This is a genomic window from Flavobacterium sp. FlaQc-49, assembly GCF_044005985.1.
GTDB classification, from domain to species: Bacteria; Bacteroidota; Bacteroidia; order Flavobacteriales; family Flavobacteriaceae; genus Flavobacterium; species Flavobacterium cupriresistens.
Genome location: NZ_JBIPCS010000002.1, coordinates 438,521 through 452,068, shown reverse-complemented (window position 1 = coordinate 452,068; position 13,548 = coordinate 438,521). Strand labels below are relative to the sequence as shown.

Sequence of the window (13,548 nt, the reverse complement as noted above, 5' to 3'; positions counted from 1 at the left end):
TTAGTAAAACTTCAAGTTAAGATATCCTTTCTAGAATTTGAAACAGGAATGATTTTCAAAATCTGTAAAGATGAAAAAATTAAATTTACATAGTAAAAAAGTAATTGCGGAGATCATTTGTCTCTTGTATACAATTCTTTTTGTTTATGCAGCAGTAAGTAAATTATTGAATTTTGAGAATTTTGAAGTGCAGCTTGGTCAGTCTCCATTATTAAGTATATATGCCTCGTGGATTTCGTGGCTGGTAATTAGTATTGAACTATTAATCGCTGCAGCACTGCTAGTACCCAAATTGCAATCAATAGGTTTGTATGCTGCAATGGGTTTGATGACAATGTTTTCTGCTTATATTTTTATAATTCTAAATTTCAGTTCTTTTATTCCCTGTTCCTGCGGAGGGATTTTAGAGAAAATGAGCTGGAATATGCACTTGATTTTCAATTGTATATTTATTGTCCTGGCCCTTTTTGCAATTGTGCTAGAAAAACAAACCAACATTAATGCTACTGCATCTACAACAGGCACCAGAACGGTTAAATTAACAATTGGAATTATTGTTGGCAGTATACTGATTGTGTTTATTTTATTTCTTTCCTCTGAAAATATCATACATCATAACAACCCTTTTATAAGAACATATCCAAATCATCCAGCTGAGTTTTCAAATACAATAGATTTAAAACATCATTCATATTATATTGCCGGTTTTGCAAATAACAGGATCTATCTTGGAAACTATCAATATCCAATGTATGTACTTTCAATGGACCAAAATCTAAAGAACAAAAAATTAGATAAACTGTATTTCGATGTAAAAAAAATCCCCTTCCAATCAATTACGATAAGTGTCAGAGAACCCTATTTTTATTTATCGGATGGGAATGTTCCTGTGCTCCTTAGAGGAGATATGAAAAACTGGACCATCACTAGAGAATTAAACTCAGTTCCTTACTTTACAAGGATAGTCCCAATTGACAGCAGCATGGCGGTATTCAGATCAAACAATTCAAAAAAACTGGCAAATGTTTTGGGGATTTATAATGCTGACGCCGAACAAAAAACAACATATAGCAGAGAACTTCTGCAGAGCCGCAATGATGGCATTTTTGATACTGATGGAACGCTTCTGTACAGTGAAGCGGCAAAGAAAATTGTCTACCTATACTATTACCGCAATGAATTTATGACCGCTGAAAAAAACGGAAAACTTATCACCAGAGGACATACCATTGATACTATAAGCCATCCAAATTTAAAGGTTTCACTCCTCAGGGATGGAAAACAATATGCAATGTCCACGCCATCATTCGTAGTAAATGCTAATGCCGCAGTAGTCGGCAATCTGCTCTTCGTGCATTCCAGGGTAAAGGGCAGGTATGAGAATAAAAAGTTATGGGATAAATCCTTTATTATAGACGTATACAATCTAAAAAACAATACATATCTGCTCAGTTTTCCTATCTTCCATACTTCGAGCAAAGTCCTTAATTCTTTTGCAGCAACTGATACGCATTTGTATGCTATAATTGGGAATGATCTTGTGGTTTATGAACTAAAAAAAATAATTAAGAATGAAATTCAATAATTAAAAATTTACCAGCGCTGTTGACAGGAAACAGATCGAAACCTGTAGAAAAAGTAGATCAAATTATAATTTTAAATTTTAATATTATGAAAAGTTTATTTTTAAAAAATGGAATGCCTGTGGCTGCCGTATTATTGGCAATGGCAGGCGCTTTTGCAACTACCTCCATGCAGAGTTCGCCAAAAGCAGATACCCTTGCCATCCGACCAGGATACTTTCCTGATTCAAATGGAGACTGTACTGAAGAAGAACCAATAGATTGCTCTAACATTCAAAAGCCGCAGCTATGTCGTCTTAACGTAACATCAGGTCCTGTTGCTTATGAAAAAGATGACCAAAACAATTGTGTTCAACCTTTATATCGTGTTGTAAATGGTCAGTAATTTTCGTTTTCATGGAAGAATGCAGTCCCATTTGGGACTGCATTCCTATTTAAATTTCTATTGTACTCCTTTGTTAATCCAAGAATAGGAATGATCATCCTTCAAGAAGTAATTAAACCATTCCATCATGCGTATCGTAATGTCTTTTTGATTGTCTGGTTTTGTAAAAACATGACCTTCATCAGCATATAAAAGCATGATGCTTTTTTTCTTTAATCGGCGCATTGCCAGGTAAAATTCTAAACTCTGGTGTATGTCTACCTGCTTGTCATTTTTACCACTCCACAGCAGTAGAGGTGATTGAATATTTACAGCATTTGGAAGAGGTGAATTAGCATGATAGCTTGATGGTATATCATGTGGAGATCCACCCATATTCCATTGTTCGCTCTCAAAGCGCCACATTTCCGGATTTCCAGATCTGCCGACAGAATAATAAAGGCTTATCAGGTCCGTTATCGCCCCACTGGCAATTGCAGCAGCAAACATAGGGGTCTGTGTAATAGTAAAAGCGGTCTCATATCCGCCGAAAGAATGTCCCATAAGCCCAGGTGACTGTACTTCCCAAACTATAAACTATTTAATAATTAAAAATTGAAATCATGAACGAGAAAAATTTTGAATACTTAAGAGATCAGATTAAGTATACGGGATTCGGTGAAATGCTTGAATCTGAATTAAAAGAAAAAATGCAGAAAGAAGAACCTAATTTCACTTTGACACATAATACGCAATATGGTAATGATACTGCTGCAGCTACATTAAATTTCAATAAGTCAAAAGAAAGCGATATGTATTTCTTTAATTCTTATAAAGTGGAATTGCAAAAAGAGAATTCCAAAGAAAATTTGGAGCAAACCTTTTATATCAATAAAGGCAGCAACATCACCATGAAAGAAGCTTACAATCTTATGGAAGGCAGATCAGTAAACAAAGATCTTACCAACAAGGAGGGAGAAATTTACAACGTTTGGCTTCAAATCGATTTTAAACAGTCCGAATCTAATGGAAACTTTAAGCTAAACCATTACCATCAGAATTACGGCTATGATTTAGAAGCAACACTCTCCAAACATCCGATTAAAGAACTGGAAACCCCAAAATATAAAGAAGACTTGATAAATTCTTTGAAAAAGGGAAACCTGCAATCCGCTACTTTCCAAAAAGAAGGAAATGAGATTAAGCAGTATATTGAAGCCAGCCCACAATTCAAGACAATTAATGTATATGACAGCAATTTGCAGCGCATTGATAATCGTAAGTCTAAAGAAGAAAAGCAATCCGAAAGCCAGCAAACTTCTGAAAAACAAGGCAGTAAAAAGCAAAACCAAACTACTGATGATGATGGACCAGAAGTGCCAAAGGAAGCTAAGAAGAAAAAGAAAAGTCAATCCATGTAATCAATAATGATGAACGAACAACTTCCCGTAAACAGAGTAGAGATGGAATTGAACCAGTGGCGCTCCAGGGAAGAGCGTTTTAGTAAACTGTTTAATTTTAATCTTTCCAATAATAGGTCACTGATCAAAGAAAAGCTGCATCATTACGAGCGAATTGGAACAAAGTATAAGGGCAGCAAAAATATTGAGGAACGTTTTGCTTTGCAGATGCTCAAGCAGGAAAAGGACAAGATTCTAAAACAGCTTTATCCTAATTTATTGGTAAGACTCATTCGTAAACTAGTTGTCGCACCGCTTATAGATCAAATTGCAGTGCGTAAGGATGTAAAAGAAGAGCAGAAGAATAACCAAGCGCTGTGCAATCAAGTGCAGCGTATTGGTTTTATAGATTTATCAAATCAAATTGATCAGCAAATCAAACAAGGTCACCAGCAATTTACTATTCCGGTTTCCTATTACGTCAACGAAAAAGAACGACTGGATCATGAGTTGTCCTTTGTTAAAGACCAAAGCGGACAGTATCAATTTGAGGGTTATAAAGCTAGTTTGCATAATGAGTTAAAACCTGAAGAAAACAGGAATCAGTACTTCAAAGTTGAGCAAGAAAATTCTGTTGACACAACACAGGCTTATAATTTATTGGCAGGGCGAGCGGTTCAAAAGGAAAAAACTTGGATACAACTAGATCTTAACGACAAAGATGCTAGTGGCAATCATAGAATCAAAGAATTTCATTCCGGGTATGGTTACGATCTTGAAAAAGCCGTACAACAACTTCCTTTAAAGGAATTATCAAATAAAACTCAAGCAGATAAATTAAAGGATGCTTTAAAACAAGGAAACAGGCTGCCTGTAACCTTGATTAAAAATGGAAATGAACATCGGTTTTATATTGAAGCCAATCCTCAATTTAAATCGATAAATATTTATGACGAGCACTCAAGAAAAATTACGCTATCAACGGCATTGGGGAATAAAACAATGGAAACAGTAAAACAGCAGCAAAAGACAAATGAGAGTCAACAGGTGAACCATTCCACAAGAAATGGTATGCGTGTAAGCTGATAATCTAGGAAATAATGAAAACATTAAAACCTTTATCTGATTTCTTTAAGGCAATAGAAAAAGATTACCGTATTAGTATCACTCATATTGGTATATATGCGGCATTGCTTCAATTTAGGACGCAAAAGGGTTTTGTTAATCCTATTGAGGTCTATAGGTATGAAATCATGAAGTTAGCGAAGATAACCGGGCCTGTAACATACCATAAATGCATGCGTGAACTAAATGAGTATGGTTATATAAGTTATCTTCCAAAACGCAATAGAAACCAAAGGAGTACGATTTATTTCAATTCTTAGTGACATTGATATAGAAGTAAAATTGCAAAAAAAGTTTATGTTATGAAGAAGTTTGCTTTTGAAGAACTTCCCGATGCGGTTTCAAAATTGTATGGGAGGATGCAAGAAATAGAAAGGTTTTTAGAAAAAAATAAACCTAACCTTAGTAAAAGGAATTCGTCACTTAATGCCTTAGCACAAGAGAAGTGCAGTTCTAATTTCAACAAGAGCGATTTGGCACAACTTTTTTATATTCTTATGGATGAGAAAATTTTATTTTTTGATGACCTTAATCAGAAGTGTAATAGAAGCAAAATTCAGCTTTTTATAGAAAATAATTTTACATATATAGGAGATTCAGGGCTTCAAACAAACATAGATACTATAAGTAAACAGTTTTCTGAGTCAAAAGGATTTACCTATAAAGACAAGCAAATAAGATTTCTTGAGACTATTATTGTTATACTTGAAAAACGGAGAGAAAAATTAATTTGCTGGTAATCTGTATCACTTAAAATGCAATACTAAAAATTAACTATTATGTCTAAAGAAGATAACAAAACTAAAATGTCCTATATAGTAGCAATCAAACAATTGCTAGATCCTTTATATGCCAGACTAGAAAAAATCGATTCAAAAATAAAAGGAAACAATACAAAAGACAGTTTACGATATTATAGAAATGAAGATTTAAAGAAAATATTCGGACTCTCAAATAATACAATTATAAAATACCGTCAAACGGGTATACTTCCTTATACTAAATTAGGTGATATTTACTTGTATGAATCAAGCAAAATAGAAAAAATACTTAGCGAAAACGAACCGTGATTATTATTGATTGTACTTCTACAAGTAAGATAAGATTCTATTTCAATACAAAGGCAAAAGGATTCAATTGTGAATTCTTTTGCCTTTGTAATAGTAGTCTAGTCAGTGTTTAACTGGCTAATTGTTCAGGTGTACTTTTGTTTTAATTTTGACATATCTTCCATGATATTCATATCCAGTACCTTAGCATAATGCTGGGTCTGTTTAATATTAGTATGTCCCATCATTGCTGAAACATTCTCTATTCTTATTCCATTACCTAAAGTCACGGTTGTTGCAAACGTATGTCTCGCTACATACCAAGTGAGGTGTTTATCGATACCGCACAAATCAGCAATTTCCTTTAGATAAGCATTCATTTTTTGATTAGATAAATTTGGGATCAGTCCAATTTGCATGTTTCTGTATTTATTAATAATCGCCAAGGTGGGAGGAAGGATAGGGACATTTGCCCTAATTGCTGTTTTTGCCCTATTGGTCATAATCCAAAGGTTATCATTTCCATCCGAAGATATGTTATTGGATGTAAGGTTAGCGGCATCTACAGGTGCATATCCCGTATAACAGCTAAACAGAAAAACATCTTTAACCTTTTCTAGGCGTTTAACTGAAAACTTCTTGTTTTCAATTAAGTTTAATTCTTCCTGAGTAAGAAATACAGCATCTGTGACATGCAGTTTACCATCATAAACATTAAAAGGGTCTTTGTCTATTATACCCATTCTGATGCTGTATTTACATGCTGTTTTGTACATACGCATGTATTTGACTACCGAGTTATTTTGAATGCCTGTTTTGCCTTTAAAGCTGCTGTCATATTTAAGAAATGCCTCAAGATTGTAAACATAGGCACTGTTCACTTCTGGCAAAGAAATATCTTGTATTCCATACTGTTTTGTCATAAATGTGACAAGCAAATCTTTTGCACGTTCATATTTCTGGTAGGAAGCCTTTGATCGCTCTCCGGCATCAACCTTTCTTTTAAAGAACTCATTATGCCTGTTCATAATTTCGATTATGCTTACACAATCTTCTTTTACTGCTGTTTCTCCTTTAAATTCATCTTTGAGTAATTGCAATGAAAAATCCTGATCAATTTTAAGAAGTTCATTGAACTTCTTCTCCATACCAAGAAGAAAAAGATCCAGGGCATTCTTAATAACCTTTTCTTTTTCAAGTTTTAGAACACTTCTTAGGTTGTCAGTAAATTGCCATCTTTCTTTTAAGATCGATTTACCCGCCGCCATCGTTATGGATTGCTTCTTGTACGAAATGCGGGCATAAATTGGAGATTCTCCATTTTTGTTGAATTTACCTGCTTTGAGATAAAAAATTACTTTTAACATAACTCACAATTTTAAATTAATAATCAAATTGATTTAAAATAGCTGAAAGTTTGTAGTGTTTTCAGGGAATTCCCGGGCAATTCACTTTTTTTAGTGACCCTTTTTTTGCTTTTTTTTGCAAAAAAAAATAGGGGTCACTCATAGGGTCACTGTACTTAGATAATATATGTGTTTTTTGACAAGTGACAAAAAACGAAAAAGCCTTTAAATACTTGTATTTAAAGGCTTTTGACTTTTAAAGTTTCTTTTGAAACTTCTACTGGCGGAGAAAGAGGGATTCGAACCCCCGGACCTGTTACAGTCAACAGTTTTCAAGACTGCCGCATTCGACCGCTCTGCCATTTCTCCAGTATGTCGCTTTCATTAGCTGATTGCGAGTGCAAATATAGTGTGCTTTTTCGATTATAAAAACTTTTGAAGCACTTTTTTTAAACTTTTTTTTACTGTTATTTTAAGTGTTTAAGTATCAGTATTTACGAAAAGATAATTTTTACTTTTTTTATGCCAGGTGGTCTAAAATAGCTACCGGTTTTTTGTTTTCATCAACCGCAACAAACGAAAATGTTCCTGAAACAACACTTTCGCGGAGCTCTGAATACATTTGTTCCATGAAAATATCCACGTGAATTTTACAACTTGTTGTTCCGACACTAATTACTTTGGCAACCAATTCGATTAAAGTTCCGGCCGGGATTGCTTTTTTGAAGTCAATTTGACCTGTGGAGATCGTTACTACTTTTTTTCGACTAAAACGAGTGGCACAAATAAACGAAACTTCATCCATGAGCTGCAGGGCAGTGCCTCCAAATAAAGTGTCATAATGATTCGTCGTACTAGGAAAAACGGCTTTAAAAATATGAGTTTCCGATTTTGCAATTCTTTCTTCTAATGTCCCCATATATTAATAGCTTACGTATTCGGTGATTTCAAGACCATAACCAATCATTCCGACACGTTTGGTTTGTTCGGTATTCGATACCAATCTAATTTTAGAAATGTCAATATCATGAAGAATTTGAGCTCCAATTCCGTAATCTTTACTGTCGATAATTACTTTTGGCGCTTTCATTGTTCCTTCAGCCTGTAGTGTCTTAAGCTCTTGAATTCTGTTCAATAAATTTACGGCCTGCATATCCTGATTGATAAAGATAACCGCACCTTTTTCGTTTTCATTGATCACTTTAAACATATCGTCTAACTGTTGCTCAGCATTGTTAGTGAGCGTACCAAGTAAGTCATTGTTAACTTGTGAAGAATTTATTCTGGTCAGAATCGTTTCTCCAAGATTCCAGGTTCCTTTGGTTAAAGCAATATGAATTTGTTTGTTTGTGGTTTGCTCGTAAGCTCTTAATCTAAAAGTTCCAAAACGAGTCTCAATGTCAAAATCTTCTTTTTTAACGATCAGACTGTCGTGTTGCATTCTGTAGGCGACTAGATCTTCAATTGAAACTAATTTCAAATCGAATTTTTTAGCCACTTTTATTAGTTGAGGTAAACGGGCCATTGTTCCGTCCTCGTTTAAGATTTCGCAGATAACACCGGCAGATTTAAAACCCGCAAGTCTTGCAAAGTCAATTGCAGCTTCCGTATGTCCGGTTCTTCTTAAAACACCACCTTGTTTGGCTACTAATGGAAAAATATGGCCAGGGCGCGCAAGTTCGTGTGGTTTGGTGTTAGGATCAACCAAGGCTTGAACGGTTTTAGATCGGTCGGCGGCAGAAATTCCTGTGGTAACGCCATTTCCTTTTAAATCGACAGAAACCGTAAAAGCAGTTTCCATATGATCGGTATTGTTGCTAACCATGGCGCGCAAATCAAGTTCTTTGCAACGGCTTTCCGTAAGAGGCGTACAAATTAATCCACGTCCGTGAGTTGCCATAAAATTGATCATTTCCGGAGTTACTTTTTCGGCTGCAGCCAAAAAATCACCTTCGTTCTCACGATCTTCATCATCGACTACAATGATTACTTTACCTTGACGAATATCTTCTATAGCTTCTTCAATGGTATTCAATTGTATTTTAGTTGTTGACATAGTTATTGTTTATTTTGAACAGGGAAAAACCGTTCAGAAATTTTTTGAAATAGTTGTGAAATAGGAGTTGTAATTGCGTCAAAATTGATTAATCCATTGTCATTTGTCGCACGGTAGGTAAGCAGTACGGCCAACGGCAATAAGATGAATGATGACATCCATGAACCAACAAACGGAGTCATTCCGCCTTCTTGAGACAGTCTTTTTCCAAAGGTGTTGATAAAGTGAAAGGTGATAAAAATCAAAACGGCAAATACAATTGGCAGACCAAGTCCACCTTTTCGGATAATGGCACCTAAAGGAGCGCCAATAAAAAACATTAAGAAGCAGGCAAAAGCAATGACAAACTTTTCATATAAAGCAGTCATGTGTTTGTTGATATCTCTTTGTTTGTCTTTTAAATCTTTTTGAGTCGAGTCGATAGCGTAAATATTGCTCGTCACATTACTGGCAGCCATTTTTAGAATGTCTGATTTCTCTTTATTGGTATATAAAGACAAAAGATTGTTCGGTAATGGTTTTTTCTTTTTTTCCGCTTTTAACGGTTTAGGAGACGTTTTGATCCCTACACGTTGATTGATGTTTTCTGAAAAAGAGATGATTTCATTGTTTAGATTCTTGTTCAGGGAGTCTAAAGTATAGCTTAATTCATTAACGTTCAGCATGCCGTAGGTGCTTCCCACGTTTTCCTGATCGTCATCCGTTTTGTTCAGTTCGGATAAGTCTATATTGATGATTTGCTTTTTAAATTTTCCCTTAATGAAAGGTAATTTCGCACGGTCTTCGTAATCTTTTGGCGTTACATCCTGATAGTAATAACCGTCATTTAAGACGAGTTTTAATATACTGGATTTTTCGTTACTGATTAGTTCACCGTCTTTTGCTTTAATTACAGTTTTGTTTTCACCATAATTATTGGTTTTTTCGTGAATAGTAACTCCGGTCAAAATGTTGCCATTTTCACCGGATTTTTTATTTACTTTAATATTGTACGTTCCAACATCATTAAACTGACCTTCGGCAATTGCCATGGCCGGTTTGGCCTGAGCGATGTTTTTTCGGAAATTGACAAATTTATATTCCGCATAAGGGATCACACTGTTGGCGAACCAAAACGCAATAATACTTAGGAAACAGATGAAAATTATCAAAACCCGCATGGCTCTTTGTAAGGATATCCCTGAGGATTTCATAGCAGCAAACTCGTAATTCTCTGCCAGGTTACCAAAAGTCATAATGGATGCCAATAAAACCGATAGCGGTAAAACCAATGGTATTATTCGAGGCATCGAGAAAAGAAGGAATTTCACAACCAATATCAAGTCCAAGTCTTTACCGGCAAGTTCCGAAATAAAGAGCCAGACCGTTTGGAGAATGAATATGAAAAAAAGAATTACAAATACCGTAGTAAATGTAACTAAGAATGTTTTTAGTAAGTATTTGTCTAAAATTTTCAACCTTGTAATTAGTCTAATTTGTTGATGTAGTATTTTGGATATTTGCTCGCTACAAATGTAAATTGATTTTTTGATAAAGGTTGGTTGGTTTTAAAAGAATTAACGGTCAAAGTGGTTTTTGTTCCATTTTTTCCGGTTTCAATTAAATTGTAGATGTGTTTTGTTTGCACATCAATCCCTAAAAGAATCTCTTTTCTTTGATCTTTTGTATTAGTTGGAGCTAATTTTACGTATTGAATTTTTCTGCCTTTAACATTCTGAACAATATCCATGTTGTATTTATAACCTGAATTAAAGAAAGTAAGCATTTTTGACGGTGTAATTGCATTATCGTCTTTTTCGTTTACTTTAGAAATGGTCACTTCTTCATCTTCCGGAACAATAGTGTACGTTTTTTGCCCGTCAAAGATTTTAGTAACACCCATGAAGTTTAATACATATTGATTGCCTTTCATGATTACATTTCCTTTACTGTCCTGATTGATGTTTTCTTTTGCGTTGTTCAAAGAATATTTAAAATCAATAGCAATATTGTTGTAGCTTTTTATTTTAGCCGTCACCTGATTCAATAAATCTTTGGCTTTTTTATCCTGAGCCTGCATAGAAGTGAAGCTCAAAAGCAATATAAATGCCATTTGAAAATACTTTTTAGTCGTGCTTTTGATAGAGTTGTTGTGGATTTCCTGAATTTTAGTTTTCATGATGGGGTTAATTTTGTTCATTATTAAAAAATTGATCAAGAGCACTTAAATCTGAGATGTTTACGCTTCGTGCTTTACTGCCTTCAAAAGGTCCAACAATACCGGCTGCTTCCAGCTGGTCGATTAAACGACCCGCTCTGTTGTAACCTAGTTTTAGTTTTCTTTGCAATAAGGAAGCGGAACCTTGCTGAGCATTAACAATAATCTCAGCAGCTTCTCTGAATAAAGTGTCTCTTTCGGAGATATCCATATCAAGATTAATGCCATTTTCTTCCCCAATGAACTCAGGAAGTAAATAAGCAGTGGCATACGCTTTTTGTCCACCAATAAAATCAGTGATTTTTTCAACCTCTGGAGTGTCGATGAAAGCACATTGAACACGTACCACATCATTTCCGTTAGTATACAATAAATCTCCTCGTCCAATTAATTGATCTGCACCCTGAGTGTCAAGAATTGTTCTCGAGTCAATTTTAGAAGTTACTCTAAAAGCGATTCTTGCAGGGAAGTTGGCTTTAATTAAACCTGTAATAACGTTAACAGATGGTCTTTGTGTGGCGATAATTAAGTGAATACCAATAGCACGTGCCAGCTGTGCCAAACGCGCAATCGGAATTTCGACTTCTTTTCCGGCAGTCATAATCAAATCGGCAAACTCATCCACCACCAAAACGATGTACGGTAAAAAGCGGTGTCCTGCTTCCGGATTTAATTTTCGGGCTTTAAACTTATCGTTGTATTCCTTAATATTACGAACCATCGCATCTTTTAATAACGAATAACGATTGTCCATCTCAACACAAAGAGAGTTTAAAGTGTTGACTACTTTTGCATTGTCAGTGATAATAGCGTCTTCGGTATCAGGAAGTTTGGCTAAATAATGTCTTTCGATTTTATTGAATAAAGTAAGTTCTACTTTTTTCGGATCGACCAAAACAAATTTTACTTCAGCCGGATGTTTTTTGTATAAAAGAGAAGTCAATACTGCATTCAGTCCAACCGATTTTCCTTGTCCTGTAGCTCCTGCCATCAATAAGTGAGGCATTTTCGCTAAATCGACAACAAAAGTTTCGTTAGAAATGGTTTTTCCTAAAGCAATTGGCAATTCCATTTCAGCTTCCTGAAATTTAGCAGAACCAATTACACTTTTCATCGATACAGTTGTAGGGTTTTTGTTCGGAACCTCAATACCGATAGTTCCTTTTCCTGGAATTGGTGCAATAATACGGATTCCTAATGCAGACAGAGACAAGGCAATATCATCTTCTAAACTTTTGATTTTAGAGATTCTGATTCCGGCCTCCGGTACAATTTCGTATAAAGTTACCGATGGGCCAACCGTTGCTTTGATCTGAGCAATTTCAATTTTGTAGTTACGAAGGGTGTCTACAATTTTGTTTTTATTTTCTTCTAATTCTTCCTGATTAATGGTAATTCCGCCTGTCGAATATTCTTTTAATAAATCGATAGTTGGGAATTTATAATTAGACAAATCTAAAGTAGGGTCAAATAAACCAAAATCAGCTACCAGACGGGAAGCCAGATTTTCTTCGATTATGTCTTCTTCTTCGGGAGTTTCAATAACAAATTCTTCGGCATGTACCGGTGTTTCTGTTGTTGGGTTGATGTTCATTTGAAGCGGTTTCACAACCGGGTTCAAATCAATTTCAGAAGAATTTGAAATGGTTGGTTTTAACGCTTCTTTGTTAATTTCAAATTGAGACTCATTTGTTTTTAAATGAATGGTATCTAATTCTTCATCAGGTTCTTCAACAGCAAATTCCTCCAGATTGTAGGCGTTTTCCGTTTTAGGCTGAGTTTTAAGAGCATTTAATTCAGATTTGATTTCATTTTTTGTAGAATCAAAATAAGACTGAATCTTTTCCGGAGACAGTTTTATTTTGAAAATCAGGTATATAATTAATCCAAAAAGCAAGGCGAGTAAAGTACCTGTTTTTCCGATATAATCTTGTGAAAATAAATTCAACTCATAGCCAATAGTTCCACCCAATTCGGGTGCAGAAGTAGCAAAGAATCCAAATAAAACAGAAACAATAATGATGGCAAACAAATCCCAGAACCAAATGTTTTTTAGTTTTTTCAAAGATAATTCTAAGGCTAAAAACATTCCGGTCAGGAAAAAGAGTCGTACAAAAATAAAAGCGGCTAATCCAAATCCTTTGTAAACGATGATGTCGGATAAAAAGGCTCCAAATTTCCCCAGCCAGTTTTGCACTACCTCAGAGCGGTCGCCGAGTTCACTAACGGCACTTTGGTCCGATTGTCCATTAATATAAAAGGAAATAAATGCAACTAGTAATGCAATAGAAAACAAGACCAGAAGGCAGCCTATAACAAACCGTTGTTGTTTGTTTGGTCTCCAGTGTCTTGAAGTCTCAGCCTTTGGCTCGTTTTTTTTATCTAAAGTTTCTTTTTTTGTTGTTCTTGCCATTCTTGCGTTTCCTGT

At 35.1% G+C, this 13,548-nt stretch carries 14 protein-coding genes and 1 tRNA gene; 7 read left to right on the top strand and 8 right to left on the bottom strand.

All coding sequences use genetic code 11. The features are described from left to right. Positions 1-70 precede the first annotated feature (70 nt). Together ACHRV3_RS05185 and ACHRV3_RS05180 are read left to right on the top strand one after the other, a co-directional pair. Positions 71-1,585 (top strand): MauE/DoxX family redox-associated membrane protein, encoded by a 1,515-nt coding sequence (locus ACHRV3_RS05185; protein WP_291285300.1) that lies wholly within the window; start codon positions 71-73, stop codon positions 1,583-1,585. Positions 1,586-1,671: 86 nt separating this feature from the next. Continuing rightward, the gene (locus ACHRV3_RS05180) at positions 1,672-1,968 is read left to right on the top strand and encodes a DUF6520 family protein (protein ID WP_072974240.1); all 297 of its coding nucleotides are present in this window, start codon (positions 1,672-1,674) and stop codon (positions 1,966-1,968) included. 57 nt (positions 1,969-2,025) lie between these two features. Here ACHRV3_RS05180 and ACHRV3_RS05175 read toward each other — a convergent pair whose 3' ends face one another. Next, positions 2,026-2,511, bottom strand: a complete 486-nt coding sequence (locus ACHRV3_RS05175; protein ID WP_395433556.1) for an alpha/beta hydrolase family protein — start codon at positions 2,509-2,511, stop codon at positions 2,026-2,028. Between the two features lie 59 nt (positions 2,512-2,570). Here ACHRV3_RS05175 and ACHRV3_RS05170 point away from each other — a divergent pair, with 59 nt between their 5' ends. The 5 genes from ACHRV3_RS05170 to ACHRV3_RS05150 are packed head-to-tail and all read left to right on the top strand — an operon-like array spanning position 2,571 to position 5,542. Beyond that, positions 2,571-3,368, top strand: coding sequence for a hypothetical protein (locus ACHRV3_RS05170; RefSeq protein ID WP_291285258.1), 798 nt, complete (start codon positions 2,571-2,573; stop codon positions 3,366-3,368). A 6-nt stretch (positions 3,369-3,374) separates the two neighbouring features. Continuing rightward, a complete protein-coding gene (locus ACHRV3_RS05165; RefSeq protein ID WP_291285257.1) occupies positions 3,375-4,433 on the top strand; it encodes a hypothetical protein in 1,059 nt (352 codons plus the stop codon). A gap of 14 nt (positions 4,434-4,447) precedes the next feature. After that, positions 4,448-4,732 carry a hypothetical protein gene (locus ACHRV3_RS05160; RefSeq protein WP_291285256.1) on the top strand — a complete coding sequence of 95 codons (285 nt, stop codon included), beginning with the start codon at positions 4,448-4,450 and terminating at the stop codon, positions 4,730-4,732. Between the two features lie 42 nt (positions 4,733-4,774). Beyond that, positions 4,775-5,212, top strand: a complete 438-nt coding sequence (locus ACHRV3_RS05155) for a hypothetical protein (RefSeq protein WP_291285255.1) — start codon at positions 4,775-4,777, stop codon at positions 5,210-5,212. A gap of 39 nt (positions 5,213-5,251) precedes the next feature. After that, entirely contained in the window at positions 5,252-5,542 is a 291-nt protein-coding gene (locus ACHRV3_RS05150; protein WP_065450762.1) for a helix-turn-helix domain-containing protein, read from the top strand. A gap of 125 nt (positions 5,543-5,667) precedes the next feature. Here the strand turns inward: ACHRV3_RS05150 and ACHRV3_RS05145 are convergent, their stop codons facing one another. The 7 genes from ACHRV3_RS05145 to ACHRV3_RS05115 form a co-directional block, all read right to left on the bottom strand. Beyond that, positions 5,668-6,888 (bottom strand): site-specific integrase, encoded by a 1,221-nt coding sequence (locus ACHRV3_RS05145; protein ID WP_291285254.1) that lies wholly within the window; start codon positions 6,886-6,888, stop codon positions 5,668-5,670. A 260-nt stretch (positions 6,889-7,148) separates the two neighbouring features. Continuing rightward, a tRNA-Ser gene (locus ACHRV3_RS05140) sits at positions 7,149-7,236 on the bottom strand. 151 nt (positions 7,237-7,387) lie between these two features. Beyond that, the gene (locus ACHRV3_RS05135) at positions 7,388-7,786 is read right to left on the bottom strand and encodes an acyl-CoA thioesterase (RefSeq protein WP_047778199.1); all 399 of its coding nucleotides are present in this window, start codon (positions 7,784-7,786) and stop codon (positions 7,388-7,390) included. Positions 7,787-7,789: 3 nt separating this feature from the next. Next, complete coding sequence (gene ribB, locus ACHRV3_RS05130) at positions 7,790-8,923, bottom strand: 3,4-dihydroxy-2-butanone-4-phosphate synthase (RefSeq protein ID WP_047778201.1); 1,134 nt, start codon at positions 8,921-8,923, stop codon at positions 7,790-7,792. 2 nt (positions 8,924-8,925) lie between these two features. Continuing rightward, entirely contained in the window at positions 8,926-10,380 is a 1,455-nt protein-coding gene (locus tag ACHRV3_RS05125) for an LptF/LptG family permease (protein WP_395433554.1), read from the bottom strand. Positions 10,381-10,388: 8 nt separating this feature from the next. Next, complete coding sequence (locus ACHRV3_RS05120) at positions 10,389-11,081, bottom strand: outer membrane lipoprotein carrier protein LolA (RefSeq protein WP_395433553.1); 693 nt, start codon at positions 11,079-11,081, stop codon at positions 10,389-10,391. 7 nt (positions 11,082-11,088) lie between these two features. Then, positions 11,089-13,533 carry a DNA translocase FtsK gene (locus tag ACHRV3_RS05115; RefSeq protein WP_395433552.1) on the bottom strand — a complete coding sequence of 815 codons (2,445 nt, stop codon included), beginning with the start codon at positions 13,531-13,533 and terminating at the stop codon, positions 11,089-11,091. Between the last annotated feature and the right edge of the window lie 15 nt (positions 13,534-13,548).

Bases quoted from the DNA above. Each gene is read 5' to 3' on its own strand.
- ACHRV3_RS05185 (WP_291285300.1), top strand. From the start codon at position 71: ATGAAAAAATTAAATTTACATAGTAAAAAAGTAATTGCGGAGATCATT.
- ACHRV3_RS05180 (WP_072974240.1), top strand. From the start codon at position 1,672: ATGAAAAGTTTATTTTTAAAAAATGGAATGCCTGTGGCTGCCGTATTA.
- ACHRV3_RS05175 (WP_395433556.1), bottom strand. From the start codon at position 2,511: ATGGGACATTCTTTCGGCGGATATGAGACCGCTTTTACTATTACACAG.
- ACHRV3_RS05170 (WP_291285258.1), top strand. From the start codon at position 2,571: ATGAACGAGAAAAATTTTGAATACTTAAGAGATCAGATTAAGTATACG.
- ACHRV3_RS05165 (WP_291285257.1), top strand. From the start codon at position 3,375: ATGATGAACGAACAACTTCCCGTAAACAGAGTAGAGATGGAATTGAAC.
- ACHRV3_RS05160 (WP_291285256.1), top strand. From the start codon at position 4,448: ATGAAAACATTAAAACCTTTATCTGATTTCTTTAAGGCAATAGAAAAA.
- ACHRV3_RS05155 (WP_291285255.1), top strand. From the start codon at position 4,775: ATGAAGAAGTTTGCTTTTGAAGAACTTCCCGATGCGGTTTCAAAATTG.
- ACHRV3_RS05150 (WP_065450762.1), top strand. From the start codon at position 5,252: ATGTCTAAAGAAGATAACAAAACTAAAATGTCCTATATAGTAGCAATC.
- ACHRV3_RS05145 (WP_291285254.1), bottom strand. From the start codon at position 6,888: ATGTTAAAAGTAATTTTTTATCTCAAAGCAGGTAAATTCAACAAAAAT.
- ACHRV3_RS05135 (WP_047778199.1), bottom strand. From the start codon at position 7,786: ATGGGGACATTAGAAGAAAGAATTGCAAAATCGGAAACTCATATTTTT.
- ribB (WP_047778201.1), bottom strand. From the start codon at position 8,923: ATGTCAACAACTAAAATACAATTGAATACCATTGAAGAAGCTATAGAA.
- ACHRV3_RS05120 (WP_395433553.1), bottom strand. From the start codon at position 11,081: ATGAAAACTAAAATTCAGGAAATCCACAACAACTCTATCAAAAGCACG.
- ACHRV3_RS05115 (WP_395433552.1), bottom strand. From the start codon at position 13,533: ATGGCAAGAACAACAAAAAAAGAAACTTTAGATAAAAAAAACGAGCCA.